This is a genomic window from Paenibacillus sp. UMB7766-LJ446 (assembly GCF_030226665.1).
GTDB lineage: Bacteria > Bacillota > Bacilli > Paenibacillales > Paenibacillaceae > Paenibacillus > Paenibacillus vandeheii.
Window position 1 is genome coordinate 390,597 of the sequence record NZ_JASOYM010000005.1, and the last position, 14,828, is coordinate 405,424.

General features: G+C 49.6%; 17 protein-coding genes. All 17 read left to right on the plus strand.

Annotated features, from left to right (window positions below; genetic code table 11):
- Positions 1-14: 14 nt before the first annotated feature.
- Positions 15-737, plus strand: coding sequence for a response regulator (locus QP794_RS15640; RefSeq protein WP_079350993.1), 723 nt, complete (start codon positions 15-17; stop codon positions 735-737).
- Positions 738-918: 181 nt separating this feature from the next.
- Positions 919-1,494: an NADPH-dependent FMN reductase gene (locus QP794_RS15645; protein ID WP_285077943.1), complete on the plus strand. Its 576-nt coding sequence runs from the start codon at positions 919-921 to the stop codon at positions 1,492-1,494.
- Positions 1,495-1,555: 61 nt separating this feature from the next.
- Complete coding sequence (locus QP794_RS15650; RefSeq protein ID WP_285077945.1) at positions 1,556-2,026, plus strand: VOC family protein; 471 nt, start codon at positions 1,556-1,558, stop codon at positions 2,024-2,026.
- A complete protein-coding gene (locus QP794_RS15655; protein ID WP_285077947.1) occupies positions 2,023-2,658 on the plus strand; it encodes a VOC family protein in 636 nt (211 codons plus the stop codon). The genes QP794_RS15650 and QP794_RS15655 overlap by 4 nt, the downstream gene beginning before the upstream one ends.
- 143 nt (positions 2,659-2,801) lie before the next feature.
- On the plus strand, positions 2,802-3,755 hold the full coding sequence (locus QP794_RS15660) for a hypothetical protein (RefSeq protein WP_285077949.1): 954 nt from the start codon (positions 2,802-2,804) through the stop codon (positions 3,753-3,755).
- Positions 3,756-4,354: 599 nt separating this feature from the next.
- Positions 4,355-6,208 carry a DUF4127 family protein gene (locus QP794_RS15665; RefSeq protein WP_285077951.1) on the plus strand — a complete coding sequence of 618 codons (1,854 nt, stop codon included), beginning with the start codon at positions 4,355-4,357 and terminating at the stop codon, positions 6,206-6,208.
- A gap of 318 nt (positions 6,209-6,526) precedes the next feature.
- On the plus strand, positions 6,527-7,492 hold the full coding sequence (locus QP794_RS15670; RefSeq protein ID WP_285077952.1) for a hypothetical protein: 966 nt from the start codon (positions 6,527-6,529) through the stop codon (positions 7,490-7,492).
- Between the two features lie 164 nt (positions 7,493-7,656).
- A complete protein-coding gene (locus tag QP794_RS15675; protein WP_285077953.1) occupies positions 7,657-7,857 on the plus strand; it encodes a YqzN/YkzM domain-containing protein in 201 nt (66 codons plus the stop codon).
- Entirely contained in the window at positions 7,857-9,320 is a 1,464-nt protein-coding gene (locus QP794_RS15680; RefSeq protein ID WP_285077954.1) for a phage tail sheath family protein, read from the plus strand. The genes QP794_RS15675 and QP794_RS15680 overlap by 1 nt, the downstream gene beginning before the upstream one ends.
- Before the next feature lie 92 nt (positions 9,321-9,412).
- Entirely contained in the window at positions 9,413-9,820 is a 408-nt protein-coding gene (locus QP794_RS15685; RefSeq protein WP_062323853.1) for a phage tail tube protein, read from the plus strand.
- 184 nt (positions 9,821-10,004) lie between these two features.
- A complete protein-coding gene (locus QP794_RS15690; protein WP_053783415.1) occupies positions 10,005-10,439 on the plus strand; it encodes a phage tail assembly chaperone in 435 nt (144 codons plus the stop codon).
- Positions 10,440-10,453: 14 nt separating this feature from the next.
- Positions 10,454-10,597, plus strand: a complete 144-nt coding sequence (locus tag QP794_RS15695) for a hypothetical protein (protein ID WP_162842432.1) — start codon at positions 10,454-10,456, stop codon at positions 10,595-10,597.
- A 25-nt stretch (positions 10,598-10,622) separates the two neighbouring features.
- Complete coding sequence (locus tag QP794_RS15700; RefSeq protein WP_285077956.1) at positions 10,623-12,308, plus strand: hypothetical protein; 1,686 nt, start codon at positions 10,623-10,625, stop codon at positions 12,306-12,308.
- A gap of 54 nt (positions 12,309-12,362) precedes the next feature.
- Complete coding sequence (locus tag QP794_RS15705; RefSeq protein ID WP_285078044.1) at positions 12,363-12,992, plus strand: LysM peptidoglycan-binding domain-containing protein; 630 nt, start codon at positions 12,363-12,365, stop codon at positions 12,990-12,992.
- The gene (locus tag QP794_RS15710) at positions 12,989-13,975 is read left to right on the plus strand and encodes an XkdQ/YqbQ family protein (RefSeq protein WP_285077957.1); all 987 of its coding nucleotides are present in this window, start codon (positions 12,989-12,991) and stop codon (positions 13,973-13,975) included. Before QP794_RS15705 ends, QP794_RS15710 begins: the two co-directional genes overlap by 4 nt.
- Complete coding sequence (locus QP794_RS15715; protein ID WP_285077958.1) at positions 13,968-14,378, plus strand: hypothetical protein; 411 nt, start codon at positions 13,968-13,970, stop codon at positions 14,376-14,378. Before QP794_RS15710 ends, QP794_RS15715 begins: the two co-directional genes overlap by 8 nt.
- A complete protein-coding gene (locus QP794_RS15720; RefSeq protein ID WP_285077959.1) occupies positions 14,371-14,826 on the plus strand; it encodes a DUF2634 domain-containing protein in 456 nt (151 codons plus the stop codon). The genes QP794_RS15715 and QP794_RS15720 overlap by 8 nt, the downstream gene beginning before the upstream one ends.
- Positions 14,827-14,828 lie beyond the last annotated feature (2 nt).

The following is a 14,828-nucleotide window of genomic DNA, read 5'->3' on the forward strand; positions in this document are numbered from 1 at the left end:
AGGGGGATGAAGAGATGCCGATTACGATTTTACTCGCTGACGATCATGCGATGGTGAGGCGAGGATTGCACGTTTTTTTGTCCACACAGCCAGATATGGAAGTCGTCGGAGAAGCCTCGAACGGACAGGAAGCACTGGAACAGGCAGAACAGCTGCATCCGGATGTGGTGTTAATGGATCTGCATATGCCAGTGCTTGACGGGATCGAGACGGCGAGAAGGCTTCGTGCGATTTTACCTGGAATCCGTATCATCGTACTTACCTCCTTCTCGGATCAGGACCATGTGGTACCAGCCGTACGCGCAGGAGTGAAGGGCTATCTGCTCAAAGACATTGAGCCAGAGGATCTTGCCGTTGCCATCCGCAATGTGCACGCGGGTCAGGTAGAATTGCATCCTGCGGCAGCGGGGCAATTAATGCATGTGATGGCTTCGTCTGAGCTACCGATGAATGAAGCACATGGGCGTGCCAATCCCCTTACGTCCACTCGGCCTCCAGAACAAGAGCGGGATGGGATAGGGAGAGAAACTTCTGACGGACCGGACATGCTCACCCGGCGGGAACGAGAGGTGCTGGGACTGATCGCACAAGGTTTGAGTAATAAAGAGATTGCCATAAAGCTGATCATTACCGAGAAAACGGTGAAAACCCATGTCAGTCATCTTTTGGACAAGTTAGGACTGGCAGACCGGACCCAAGCTGCGCTTCATGCTGTAAGAAATGGCTGGGTTGTCTGATCCATCTTCCAATATTCTCAGACTAAAGTCGTAGAAACTCAACCCCAAGGTTGAGTTTTTTTGTGCTATAAGTTAAGTCTATCTGCTGACGATTCGGAGACGGAAGCACGGTAAGATGAGAGTAACGAAATTTATAACGCAGCGTAGGAACGACTATTAAAACTTAAGGAGAGTGACATAGATGAATATCTTGATTTTGGCAGGCAGTAATCGGAAAAATGCAACCAGTACACGTTTAGGGGAATATGCCGTGGAGGTAATCAGTGGTCAGGGACATGAAGCCAGCCTGTTTGATTTGTATCAAAGACCGCTTCCATTCTATGCACCGGATGAAAAACAGAACGATGATCAGAATCTCGCCGATCTGAACACGCGTATGCTCGCGGCAGATGCCATTATTTTGTCTACCCCAGAGTATCATGGCAGCATCAGCGGTGTGCTCAAGAATGCATTGGATCACCTGAGCCAGGCTCATTTCAGTGGTAAACCGGTATTGTCCATCAGCTCAGCAGGAGGCGCGGTGGGAGTGAGTTCGCTTTTGCAGCTGCAGGCGATCATTCGCAATTTGCACGGGATTAACGCGCAGGAGTGGATTTCCATTGGTGGTGCGCAGCGGAGAAGGTTTGAGGCAACGTTTGACGGATACGAAGAGTTTGAAGGCAGTCAGGACATTGAAGACCGGATCAAACGCGTGCTTGGTTCATTTTTGCACCTTGCCGAGACGTTAACTTCAGTACGGAATTCCTTCGGGAGTTAACAGAGGGAAGTAGAGTAATGGGATGCTAACCATAGATAAAGAGAGAAAAGAGGTTTTCATCATGATTAAAGGCATATTTGAGACGCATCTAAACGTAACGGATTTGGAGAGATCTCATCATTTCTATGAACAAATTGTTGGATTACGGCATGCCTATGGGCAGAAGGAACGTGGAAACTCCTTTTACTGGATTGGCGGTGAAGGCAACGCGATGCTCGGACTGTGGCAAAAGGACCCTTCTGAAGTGCAGCGGCAGCATTTTGCCTTTCAGGTATCGTTGGAGGACATGAAACAAGCTGTCACTTACCTGGAGGATAAAGGGATCAAGACGCGTAACTTTCTGGACGATGATATTGGCGAGTTGTATGTATTTGGGTGGATGCCTGCGGTGTCCGTGTATTTTACCGATCCGGATGGTCATTCTCTGGAATTCATATCGATGCTCCCGGATGAAGCGCAGCCTGAACTCGGCATGGTGCCATGGAGTGAGTGGGAGAAGATGCACGGTCGGGTGAAGGAGGACACGGCATGATTTTTGAAGAAGTCAAATTATATACAGCACGACTGGAAGACATCAAACCATTTTATGTGGATACTCTGGGATTGGAGTTGCTGGAGGAGTCCGAGCATTCATTTACGATTCGAGTCGGTTTGACGAAGATGATATTCGCGGAGAGTGACACGGAGCAGGAACCCTTTTATCACGTTGCTTGGATGATTCCGAAGAATCGTTTTGAAGAGGCCAAAGCATGGGCAGCGGCACGTGTCCGTCTAAGTAGGTATGAAGGTAAGGATGAGACCTATTCAACCAATTGGAACTCGAATTCGCTCTATTTCGAAGATCCTGTCGGTAACATTCTGGAGCTGATTGCTCATCATACCGTTCATAACGAGAGTGACCATCCCTTTTCGAAGCAGGATCTGCTGCAGGTGTGTGAGGTGGGGATAGTTACGGAAGATGTTCTTTCCACGGTGGATGAACTTGAGCAGATGGGGTTGAAGCGATGGGGTGAGGCTAGTGATACCTTTGCCCCTGTAGGGGATGTGAACGGACTGTTTATTGTGGTGAAGAAGGAACGTGTCTGGTTCTTTTCGGAGCAAAAAGCTGACATATATCCGCTGGATGTGTCCATTCGTGAAGTGGGAAAACTTCGAATTGGTTAATATGGGAAGCAGCAGGTAAAACGGTCATATGTGCACCCTTTGAATCATCTTATAGAAGTAAACGCTTTAAAAGGAGTGTTTTGCTAAAAAACGGTCTATGGTCGTTTATGTTTTAGAATTGGCATCGATAGAAGGGTGGTGGCATGTTGGATCGACGTTTGTTGGAAGAAGGGCTGGATATTATGGTGTCCAGTCGGGAGCGTACAGGAGATTTGTGGCACGCCCATTATGGGGCGGGAGCTATTGCGGCTTATTTTTGGGTGCGGGAAAATCGTCTCACTGCCCTTGCAGCGGGCAGTGTTACGGCTGAAGCGAAAGCGATGCTTCGCCAGCATGGATTGAACGATGGCTTGACCTCCCGGAGGGGAGATGTTTTGCCAAGGGAAGAGGCCGAAGCACGTATTACGGCAGCGCTGGATCGAACGATCGGAGAGCTGCACTGGGTTGGCCATCAGGCCATCTACGGTGCCCTTAGCCTGAAAGCCATTCGGGAACTGGATGGTTGGGGCTCGGAGCACGACTTGAATCAGCTGGTTGCACTTATTGATTCTTTTGAACGAACCATCCCAGGCAGATCCTGGATGAACACGACTGTGAAAGAAATTCGCGGCTTAAAAGTAGATGAGGCAGACGGATTTCCTGAAGTTGAAAGCCCTGAACAATTGTCCCGTCTAATTCTGGATGAGCTTGGAGCGTTCCGCGCGATCTATCACGCGGAAGCACATCATGATCTGATCGGCCATATGCTGACCTATGGGCACGCGCTTAACATATTATATGAACTGGATTATCCGACCTTGTTCCACAAGGGTGTTCCACCATTCTTGAAGATGGTCAAGGCTTTGCGACTGAGCCGGGATGTGGACGTTGAGCAGGAGATGCCAACGCTGCAATCTCCAGTCGATCGACTGCCATTGATCCGTGCAGAACGTTCTGTTGCATTGCCCCATGAACTGGAATACTGGCTGACCGACAGACGTTCCAACGATTGGCATGGAGGTCATCTGTTCAAATTTCCATTCAGCTTCTACCATCATGCCAAAAACGGAAATTCGGTTCCGGAAAGCTGGGAGAACTTTCGCTATATTATTGCGTGAGAAACATACATTCAAGAGAGCACAGCCTGAGAAGGTTGTGCTCCTTTTATCTTTTTAAAGGAGCCAAATTTCAAGGATAAACAGGATCAGCATGACTCTGGACGCTAACATGTAAGGTGATTTAATGGACCGCTAATATGGGAGCAGAGTTTATAGCACAAGAAACCGACGTTTAACCGCCATGATGGCGACAACAAATAGGCGTAATCCATACGGATAACCGTCAGCGCGACCGATTTAAACATGTAAGATTGTACTATCGGATCAATAGCAAGTGACACATCCCGATAAGCACATACGCTAATGTACAGACCGGCCTGGTGGGCCGTTTTTTTATGCGGTGAGTGCACACTTGCTCTGATCGGGTACTAAATAAAGATTGAATATATCATTATAAGTTGAACTTAACTTTTACACCAAAACGGAGAGTGCAGAACCAATCTGAAGAAGCGTAGTGTTCGCCTTTAGCACCGGATTTTACCCCAGAACTAGGGAATCAAAAAAATCTGGGGATAAGAGCGATCGGAAGATGGTACTGCAATCGCAGTGACAAGGTGTAACATCTCTAGTTTAACTTATCTAACAGGAGGTTTTAGGATATGAAAACAGTATTGTATGTTCCACTGGATGATCGTCCAGCGAATCTGGATGACGTCGTTGTACAAGGAAAAGCAGCCGGTATCCATATCATTACACCGCACCTGGGTGACATTCAAAATCGTCTGGATTCCGAGAAAACGGTCGAAGGCACAACCTTGCTTGGAACGTCTACGCCTACGTATGGTAAAACGTCCAACATTCATGATTTTATTTTGAAAAATGCCGCCAAAGTGGATGGCTTCATCATCTCTTCGGATATGCTGTCATATGGTGGTCTGATTGGCAGTCGTCAACTTCGCGAGGATGGAGGAGGCACATATCCTGATTACGATCAGGACACAACCCGTTTGCTCGATGTGATTAAAGCCATTAAAAAGAAATACCCGCGCAAACCGGTGTATGTGATGGATACCATTATGCGCCTTGCGACGACCTCATTTGCAGATGGTCTCGCATTGGATGCCTACAACGAATCTCGTGCACTGATGCAGCAGCCACGGCAGTCCTTTACAGCATTCGAGGACATAGTGAACGGGTACAACCTTTCTCCAGAGTCTAAGGAGTATGGGGAAACGACGTACTTTAATAAAGAACATTACTACAACACCAGACAACATAAATTCAAAACGAATCTGTACATGCTGGATCAGCTTGCTCGCAAAGGATATATTGACTTCCTCGCCGTAGGAGTCGACGATGCGAATACACAAGGCGTTCAGATTAATGAGATCAATTATGTGGAAGCACGAATTAATGAATGGCTTGGTGGGACAGATGGACAAAATCCGGATCGGGCTATTATTCTCCCGGATGCTGACGGTCTAGGTCACGCTCTGGTGGCACGCATGGCGAATCAATTGCTTCGCGGCGGGGCGAAGACACGTTATGCGGTAAAATATTTCGGCCCTCATGGTTCAACGATTATCAATGCCTACGAATATATGGATCTGCACAAAAATGTGGTGCGCCATGTGGATATTGTAGGTGGTGTGGTTGTAGCGGATTCCGCTTATCCAGAGCCTGATGTGGCAACTGATACAACTTCCGATGTGGAAAATGGAAATGAATTGACGAATGCTACATCTGCCGATGAAGCGGCTTCGTTTGACATGGCGTCTGAGCTGGATCGCATGACGAACCGTCATCCAGGTAAACCGGGTAAAAAACCGGTGGACATTGAGATTATTGCCATTACAGCGCTGGATCAGGTGCAGGCGGCTGTGGCGCAATTAACGAGTAATAGTGAGAAGGGCCTTCCATCGGTGTTGATTGATTTTGTAGGAAAAGGTCCGGCCAACGTCGATGTAGCCGAAGCACTCCTGAACAGTCCGCATACGGGTCGGGTTCTGGGTTACAGTGCATGGAATACACCGGGGAACAAAATCGGTATGGCTGTGGGTATGGGACAATCCCGTTATGCTTTGATTACAACTGAAACGCATGCCCACACGTTGCGAGACGCCATGAATGCACAGGGGTCATTATTGTTCAAACGCTTCCTGAAAGATTACTACTATAAAGCTGTAGCGATTGCAGACATCCGCACGTATTCCAGAGCGCATGCGCTGTATACCAATGTGGCAACCCTAGCGGATCAGAATATGTCACTGTTTAACTCTGAAGAGGATTACGCTCATCTGCAAACGTTGCTGCGGGATCTGATGCAGACCCATACCGCGACGCTGGCGGGAAAACCTGCTTTTGCCCAAGGGAGTGTGGCGATCAAACAAATCTGTAATGGCGAAGCAGTCTACGCGGAGTATTGCAGCGCGCTGCTGGAATATGCGAACCCCGATTTCATCTGGGGACGTGCGTTTGAGATCACGTTGAATCCAAAGGTTACGCTGAATTAAGGTGTTGACGGTATGAGACGCACTGAGTCGACTTTTTTCCACCCCAGATACACCCTTAATCGCACCGAAGTCGTACGAACTACCGTCTGCGCTAGGGAGGAAAGGGTGTAAGATTGTATTATCGGATCAATAGCAAAGGACACACACCGAAAGCACATACGCTAATGTACAGACCGGCCACAAGGGGCCGGTCTTTTTGATGCGGTGAATGGTGTCCAGCTTCCAATTCGATGGAGAACCGCAAGTACAGAGACGTACTGGCGATGAGTTCCTTTTTCCTATAACAGATCGGTTAAAGGGGGAGTTCATCACTGCAACATGGTCGCTGCACTATGTGAAGCAGAACGCAAACTCGCAGCCGAAGGGGGCGAAATGAATGTGTCTACGAGTAGTGGGTTAAACAACACGGCTAGCACAGGGCAAATGAGCAACGTAATCAGGCGAACGCTGAAGCAGAAGCTTGCGGCTCTTATTCCGGCATGGAACGGTCGCGTACAGGATATTCCTGCATCGGGAGAGGTGTTAACCGGACCCTGTGCCGTGATTGCTTTTTCGGAAGAAGTACCGAAGTCTGCTTGGGCGGGGTATCGGAGGATCATCAAAATCTCTCCATATGCACGCCCCGAAGATGGAGGCGCAGAACAAGTGGAGGCGTGGTCCTCATTGCTGATGGAAGGACTGCACCAGGTCAGGCTGGAGGATGAAGAAGGCGGGGCAGTTACCTGTATTTATCTGGGTTCTTCGGATTGTGATCGTGTGGACGCCAGTTCTGGACTGGTTACGCGCAGCCTGCGATTTGGGGTGTATGTTCCGGAAACGCTGGAACACGCTCAGACTGAAATAGCAGATCCGTGGATGGCTGCACTTCAGGGCTGGACACGAACTCAGCTCGGACAGGAATGGTCCATATATAGGGATGTCTGGCCTGGAGGATATGCGACCAAGTCCATACTGTGGCGATTGACGGGATGCAGTACAACTACCGCAGGGACTTCGGCGCTGGAGATTCGGAAGCAATGGATTGGACATGTGCTGGCTGCGAATGTGGGAGATGTCCGTCAAACGGTTGCGCATTTGGTTGAACAACTGGCTGTGCAGACCCGGATTGCTTTGACGGATACAGGCGATACGCGATATGTGACGGTAGATGAAGTTTCTGCCGACTTGCAGGCAGACGCCTACTTGAACGGGCAGATTCGTCTGACACTGCAGAAGCGTATTCGCCGTCCAGAGACGGATGCACCATTGATCCGCGAGATTCACCATAGCAAGGGGATCGAGTGAACGTTAGTCGAGAGGAACTGTAGATGGGTTCCAGATGAGAGAGATAATATCATAGCTTTAGCTTCAAATTCATAGGTTCATAGGGACAAAAATTCATAGGTCAAAATGATAGTGCAAGATCAGGCTCCACGAATTCAGTAGTCAAACAATGAGGTGAGATGGCCATGGCAAGCTCCGTTAAAAAAAGCAAACAGGCTGCCCCGCAGTATTCGCGGGCGGAACTGATGAATCATGCTGAAGCCCTCTTTGCCATTAAGGCAGAGGTGCTGTACGGTGCACTGTACGAAGCAGCGCAAGAGACGTTTTCCATTGAAGAAGCACAGGAACGTATCAACCAATTTATGAAAGTGAAGGTGAAGGGATAATGGCAGGCGGAACTTGGGAGCAAACGAATCGTCCGGTACTTCCGGGCTTATATATGAATTTTCAGGCGGCGGCATCTTCGGCCATTCAGGCTGGTAATCGCGGAACGGTTGTTGTGCCGATTAAGGCAAACTGGGGTCCGGTGGGAACTTTTGTAGAAGTCGGCAGTGAAGCTGCAATTGAACGTATTTTCTCGGCACATGCCCTGGATAGCGGGACAGCTTATACTTCCTTGAAGCTCGCCCTGCTGGGTGGGCCGAAAAAGCTGCTCGCTTACCGGGTGGCCGGAGCAACAGCAAAAGCAGCCACGCTTACGCTGAAAGACAGCAGTGATGCAGCCGTGCTGCAACTGGACGCCAAGTATCCAGGTGACCGGGGTAACGGATTCTACGTCACCATTCAGCCGGGTGTAATTGATAATACGAAGCATGAGGTTCGCCTGTTTGAAGGCAACCGGATGCTGTATGCACTGCTGACTTCGGATATTTCCGCGGCGTCGCTGGCGAAAGAGATCAATGCGGATGAAAGCAACATTTGGATTAACGCTCAGGCGATTGGTGAGGGTACAGGTGCCGTGGCAACCGTTGCTGGAGCTGCTTTCAAAGGTGGCGCAAGTGGCAACGATGGTCTGACCAATGCAGAGTATATCGCTGTACAGGGCGCGCTGGAAGGTGAGCAATTTGACGTGTTGGCACTGGATCATGCGGCGGATGCACCGTTGCTGGCGAGCTTTGCGGCTTGGGTCAAACGTGTACGCAGTGAGGGTAAGCCCGTAATGGCTGTATTTGGCGGTTCTACGGCGGATGACACCTCTGCTACCGCAGCACAGAAGGCGGCGGCACGTTCACTTACGTTGAATCACGAGGGCGTAATTAATGTCGGTACGGGTGTGCGATTGGGTGATGCTTTCTATAGCTCTTCGGAAACGTCTGCTTATGTCGCGGGTCTGATTGCCGGACAACGTCTGAATGAATCCACAACATATGCACCTTCTCCTTTCGATGACGTAACACGCCGCTGGACGCGTGCAGAGCAGGAGCAGGCGGTACAGAACGGCGTATTTATTTTCTTCCATGATGGACGTCAGGTGAAGGCGCTTCGTGGAGTTAATACACTTGTAACCCCTGCTGCAGGACAGAATAATGCCTGGAAAAAAATCCGTTCGATTCGTGTTATGGATGCGATTAATACGGATTTGCAGCGCTCTGCTGAAGATACGTATATTGGCAAAGTGAACAATACCGAAGAGGGTCGCCAAGCGCTGATCGGTGCGATGAAAGCCTATCTGGCGCTGCTCGCACAGAGCAATGTCATTGAAGCTGAGGGATACGATGTCGTTCTCGACCCGGCATATTATGGTGCTGCACCAATTCTTAAGCCTGAGGCAGATCAGGTATTCCTGCAATGGAATGTGAAGCTCACGGATGTAATGGAGCAGTTGTTTGGTACGTTTTACGTGCAATAAGTAGTGTAGAAGGATACGGTGTTTTAAAAGAAACGCCGATTCGTTGAACGGTTGGTATATACGATATTTTCTAATTTCAAGGAGGAATTGTCATGTTGGATGCGTCAAGAGTAATTCTCGGTACCCATGGTCAGCTGCATATCGATGGTGTGTGGCAGACAAATATTAATAAGCTGGAGGCCAGCGTAGAAATTGAGAAGCGTGAGCTGAATCTGGTCGGCAACGACTGGAAAGTACACAAAAATGGTGCGAAAAAAGGAACAGGTACGATGACGGGTTACAAAGTCACTTCGGATATGATCCAGCGCGGCTTCACCAAGTTCCAGATTATCTCCAAGCTGAACGATCCTGAATCATACGGACATGAGAGTGTCCTGCTGAAAGGTTGCATGGTGGACAAAATCCAACTTGCAAACTGGACAGCGGGTGAGGAAGTTCCGGAGGAAACTGGTTTTACGTTTGAAGGGTTTGAACTGCTGAATCCGATTGTGGCGAACTAAGGATTGGAATGACTTCGAACTTCGGAAAGACCTCGTAACGAAGCTTGTCTGATCAAGCGTACAAGCTACGAAACTTAACAGAAGCGGGATACATATGCAGGCCGAGAAATTCTCGGTCTCTTTGTTGTCCCTGAAATATTGAGATGTATTAACCTAATGTGAAATGAGAAGGAGAACACACCCCATGAGTATGAATGAGAATATGTCTGAAGAACAAATTTTGGATCAACTGTTTGAAGCAGCAGAGCGTTTGCCAGAAGAGAATGTTCGCATTCAACGTTTGGATCTGCTGCTTACCCTGCGTGGATTAACGTCCTCCAAAGTGGATCAGATTCGCGAGCGCTGTACGATTCGGAAAACGGTCAAAGGCCGCACCGAGGAAAAGGTGGATACCGAAACGTTTAATGCGTTGCTGATCTCCGAAGCAACGGTGAAAATGAATGTGCGCGGCCTCGAACTGTCCGGTTGGGGAGACAATCGCATCACAGGCCGCATGAAGCTGTCCGGTGGGGAACAAGCGGTTCGCCGCATGCTGCTCGCGGGTGAGCTGGACGCCGTTGGTGACAAGGTACTTGAGCTATCCGGCTTCGGTGTGGAGATTGAAGACCTAAAAAACTGATTCACTCCGGCGGGATGACCACGTTCCTGTATCACATGTGGGTGCGTCATCATCTACGGCCCGGAGAGTTCTGGTCTTTGCCACGCGGGGAACGTTCGCTGTTGATTGCTTTCTCGGAAGAGGAAATGGCAGCGATCACCTCGCAAATGAATCGATAATTAGAAAGGGCAGGAGGTGAAAGAAATGGCAGAAATGATTGTGGGTTTGTCCAAATCCAATGCGGAAATGCGGACGACTATCCGGTATCTGGATCAGATCCAGCGTTCGACCGAACGTCTGGGCAGAGTTCGCTATCAGAGTTTGATCAAGGTGAACAATGAGCTGAGAACAACCGGGCGCAGGTTGGAAAGCATCTATAGTACGGCTGTTCGGTTGAGCAGATTGCGGATTACGCCGACGGTTGGGTTGACTGACAGTGCTACTCCAGCATTAAATGGCTTGTTGAAAAAAATGAAGCAAATCCGATCTAAGATGCTGAATGCTACAGCTAATGTACAGCTCAAAGTCAAGCACCAAATTTCAGGTGTGTCCGTTAATGTGAATTCACAGCCATTGAATGTGAATTCACAACCATTAATTGATGCTTTGAGTGTAAACACGCAATCTATTCTTATGTTGAGTAACAAGCTGGATTCCATCAATATTGGGGCGGCATCAGGAGGCGAAGAAAAGCCTAAAACCTTTTTACAAAAGATGAAAGGCATGTTTGATCGAGGCAAATCGATTTCTTCTGGAGTAAAAAAGGGATTTGACGCGAGAAGTAGTGGGAAAAAGCTGTGGAGAGAAATAACTAGTCCATCTACCCCAGGTAATAAATGGAAGAAAGCGGTTAGGGTTACGAAACGCGGAGCTACTTTTATGAACGATTTCTCGACCGCAGGTTCCGATTTAATCGGTGGTATAGATGGAATGTGGGGAGATGTCAAAGGACTGTTTGGTGGTGGAGGAGCAGGAGGTGGTGGAGCCTCTGGAATAATGAGTAAACTGGGTGGCGGGTTAGCTAAGGGAGCAGGCAAGCTATTTGCACCGATTCGTATGCTTAGCAATATTAATGATCTTGCAAGCGCCCCTCCAGAGGAACGCGCGCGTGCGGTCGGTTCTGTTGCTGGTAGTGCAGTAGGAACTACTCTTGGCAGCATCCTTGGCAGTGTAATTCCGGTGGGTGGAACCCTGGTAGGCGGTGCAATAGGTGGCTGGCTTGGCGAGAAAGCTGGTGGCTGGGTTGGCGATAAGGTAGGTGGATTGATTAATGGCAGTGCGGAGGGTGTTACGAAAATGACTGCCTATGCTTTAAAGGGAGTTAATAATATTACGGAGAAAACGAAAGATTTTTTCAGTGGTATCTCCAGTTTCTTTGGTGGTTCCAAAGAAGAAACGCCTGCTGCATCACCGTCCACAGCCTCAATAGCTCAGGCAACAACGGTTGCTGAACCAACTCCAGTACCCGCCGGCCCGCCGATGCCGCCACCTGCCTATATTCCATCTGCACTCACTACAACCGGGCCAATGGCTTATATGAACAGCAAGTTCGGTCAGCCTACGGCAGCAGGATTCATGGGAACAAGCGTGATGCAGACTCAGGCGATGGCTCTCGGTAACGGAGCGCAGACAACTGCGAATGCCAATAGCAAATCGTCCACGATGACGGTGCAAATTTCCGAAGAGCAGATGAGCAGTCTGTCCGGTTACCTCAAGGATTTCAAAACCGAGACAACTAACCAAATTTCCGTGAATGTACCTCAAGGCGCTGTACAAGTGACGGTCCGTGAAAATGCCATCGACTATGATGCCATCTCACACCAGGTTGGAATGAGATTTGCAGGTGAAGTGCGTCGTGCGATGGAAAACCGAAAAACCATTATGGCCTAAGTAGAAAGGAGGCCTGTCATGACTGTATTTGAAGATAATGTGGAAGGTATCAAAATGGAATTTACCCTGATCGATGGGAAAACGAAGTTCCAATTTCCGGTGAAACCGGAAGAGCTAACGATCTCTCGATCCAAAGGGTACGAAACGATTAATATGCTGGAGTATGGCGAGTTTGATTTTGCGCAAGGGGAGAAGGTGAAGGAGATCACCTTCTCTTCTTTTTTTCCTAAAGAATATGATGCGTCCTATTGCATGTATGAGCCTTTGCCTGATCCGCGGATAGCAATGAATATGTTGAATACGTTTCTGGTATCGAAAAAGCCGCTGCGCTTCATCATTACCAACACGGGAGTAAACGTGCCGGTGTATCTTATCTCGCACAATACGACTTTCCGGGGCGGTGAGAGTGGGGATATTTACTTTGACATTACGCTGCGCACGTGGCGGGATTCCAAAGTGGAGAAGGTTGGCGGTGCAACATCTGCGAGCAAGTCGGGTTCTCGTACTGATCTGAAAACGAGCAGCAAGACCTACACCGTCAAATCTGGCGATTCCTTGTCCAAAATAGCAAAGCTTGAGCTGGGCAGCAGTTCCAAATGGAACGAGATTTACAAGCTCAATGTGAAGACCATTGGCAGTGATCCGAACCGGATCAAGCCAGGGCAAAAGCTGGTGATGCCATGACCTACAAGGTCATTGTGGACGACAAATATGACATCACCAAGCTGGTGGAGACGATTACGCTGAAGGACTCGCTTGACCAGATTGCCTATCAGGCGAACATCCGGCTGGCGGTGTCTGCATCTTCCGGTTTGCCTGCGATATCACCGGGTATGCCGGTACGTATCAGCGGGATTCCTTTTGGCGAAAAATCAATGGTTCACTTGCTGCACCCTGCGGTCATCTGGGAAGTGGAAAGCTCGAACAGCGGCACCAAGCGACTGTCCCTGACCGTCTACGACCGGATGATTTATCTGGAAAAATCAGAGGACGAGTTCCTGCTGCCCAAAGACCAGACTGCCACACAACGTCTCAAAACGTACGCCAAGGAATGGAAAATCCCATACGCCGCGCTGCCGGATACCAAAACAAAGCTGAGCAAAGCAGTGTATCGGTCGCAGACGATTTTTTCGATGATGTTTGCCGATCTGAAGGAAACGGTGAAGTCTGGCGGGGATATGTATCATCCGCGGATGACGCCCGGCGGGTTGCAGCTATTTAAGGTGGGCAGCAATGCGAAGGTGCACGAGCTGGATCGGCTGATCGATCTGACTCAAATGCGTACGCTCGAAGGCGCGGTTACCAAAGTTAAAGTGATTGCGGCCTCGGAGTCCAGCAGTGGCAAAGAGGTTCCTTCCAAAGTCCTAGCGATTGAGCAGGATGGTGTAGCCGATCTGGGCACGCTGCAAAAGCTGATCGAGGACGATCAGGTCAAAACAGCGACGGCCGCCAAGAAGCTGGCGAAAAGCCGTCTGACGGGTATTCAGGAGACCTTTACCATATCTGCACCAGATGTAAATACGATTCGTGCCGGAGATGCGGTGCTGCTCAAAGGGTTGAAATTGATCGTCATGTCTGTTAGCCGGGACTTGTCTGCTGGACCCGGAACAATGTCGTTGGAGCTGGGCACTGCCGAGTTGGTGAAAAGGAGGTATTACCTTGAATAAAGAAGATCCGTACGGGCATTTTGCCGAGGTCATGCGGGGTGCAATGAGTACGCATACCCATCAGGCCGTGAGCGGCATGGGCGCGGTGCTGGGTACGATGACTTCATCCGGCGTAAAGCTGGATGATTTCAAGCACGAAGTGCAGGACTATCTCGTGGCCGAGCTGCCGGGCACGCTTGGACTGCCGGAGCGCGAGGCTGCTGGCGCGATTTCCGGTATACCTGACGTGGCAAACGGCGGAACGACGGGCACGGGACGGTTTCTTTTGCAAAAAGGGGAAGTAGAAGAAGCGGTGTGGTCTCTTGGTAAAGGATTGAAAGCGGGAGACCGTGTGCTGGCGATGCGGGTGAATGGCGGTAACGACATTGTGGTGTTGTGTAAGGTGGTGAGTGCGAATGCCTAGTTTGTTCCCGGAAACGGGTGTGGTATGGGGAGATGAGGAAGATCTGTCGGGGGCGGCTTCGGAAGAGGTGCGATTTGGACGGAGCTGGCGATTTGATTACAATACGGGGGATTTTGTGCTGACCCCAAGTGGCAAAGTTGCTGCGGCAGGTGCGCATGAAGCCTGGGTGCAATGGTGCATCAAGGCGGTGAAGACGCCACGGTACAGACATGTGATCTACTCTCGAAACTATGGATCGGAGCTGGATGAGTTGGTTGGTCAGGGTGACAGTCGGGGCGTGATCGAAAGTGAGATAACCCGGATGGTTACGGAGACGCTGCTGGCTGATCCACGCACGGATTCGGTGGACCAGTTTACGTTTGATTGGAATCGGGAGCAGTGCATGTTCTCGTGTCGTGTGGCGAGTGTGCAGGAAGAGATGTTTATTTTGGAAAGTGAGGTGATCTGACG

What these genes read in the sequence shown, in the direction of transcription:
- QP794_RS15695 (WP_162842432.1), top strand. Translation starts at nt 10,454, where the DNA reads ATGACCACGTTCCTGTATCACATGTGGGTGCGTCATCATCTACGGCCC.
- QP794_RS15720 (WP_285077959.1), top strand. Translation starts at nt 14,371, where the DNA reads ATGCCTAGTTTGTTCCCGGAAACGGGTGTGGTATGGGGAGATGAGGAA.
- QP794_RS15690 (WP_053783415.1), top strand. Translation starts at nt 10,005, where the DNA reads ATGAGTATGAATGAGAATATGTCTGAAGAACAAATTTTGGATCAACTG.
- QP794_RS15640 (WP_079350993.1), top strand. Translation starts at nt 15, where the DNA reads ATGCCGATTACGATTTTACTCGCTGACGATCATGCGATGGTGAGGCGA.
- QP794_RS15655 (WP_285077947.1), top strand. Translation starts at nt 2,023, where the DNA reads ATGATTTTTGAAGAAGTCAAATTATATACAGCACGACTGGAAGACATC.
- QP794_RS15680 (WP_285077954.1), top strand. Translation starts at nt 7,857, where the DNA reads ATGGCAGGCGGAACTTGGGAGCAAACGAATCGTCCGGTACTTCCGGGC.
- QP794_RS15650 (WP_285077945.1), top strand. Translation starts at nt 1,556, where the DNA reads ATGATTAAAGGCATATTTGAGACGCATCTAAACGTAACGGATTTGGAG.
- QP794_RS15670 (WP_285077952.1), top strand. Translation starts at nt 6,527, where the DNA reads ATGGTCGCTGCACTATGTGAAGCAGAACGCAAACTCGCAGCCGAAGGG.
- QP794_RS15660 (WP_285077949.1), top strand. Translation starts at nt 2,802, where the DNA reads ATGTTGGATCGACGTTTGTTGGAAGAAGGGCTGGATATTATGGTGTCC.
- QP794_RS15665 (WP_285077951.1), top strand. Translation starts at nt 4,355, where the DNA reads ATGAAAACAGTATTGTATGTTCCACTGGATGATCGTCCAGCGAATCTG.
- QP794_RS15675 (WP_285077953.1), top strand. Translation starts at nt 7,657, where the DNA reads ATGGCAAGCTCCGTTAAAAAAAGCAAACAGGCTGCCCCGCAGTATTCG.
- QP794_RS15645 (WP_285077943.1), top strand. Translation starts at nt 919, where the DNA reads ATGAATATCTTGATTTTGGCAGGCAGTAATCGGAAAAATGCAACCAGT.
- QP794_RS15705 (WP_285078044.1), top strand. Translation starts at nt 12,363, where the DNA reads ATGGAATTTACCCTGATCGATGGGAAAACGAAGTTCCAATTTCCGGTG.
- QP794_RS15685 (WP_062323853.1), top strand. Translation starts at nt 9,413, where the DNA reads ATGTTGGATGCGTCAAGAGTAATTCTCGGTACCCATGGTCAGCTGCAT.
- QP794_RS15700 (WP_285077956.1), top strand. Translation starts at nt 10,623, where the DNA reads ATGGCAGAAATGATTGTGGGTTTGTCCAAATCCAATGCGGAAATGCGG.
- QP794_RS15710 (WP_285077957.1), top strand. Translation starts at nt 12,989, where the DNA reads ATGACCTACAAGGTCATTGTGGACGACAAATATGACATCACCAAGCTG.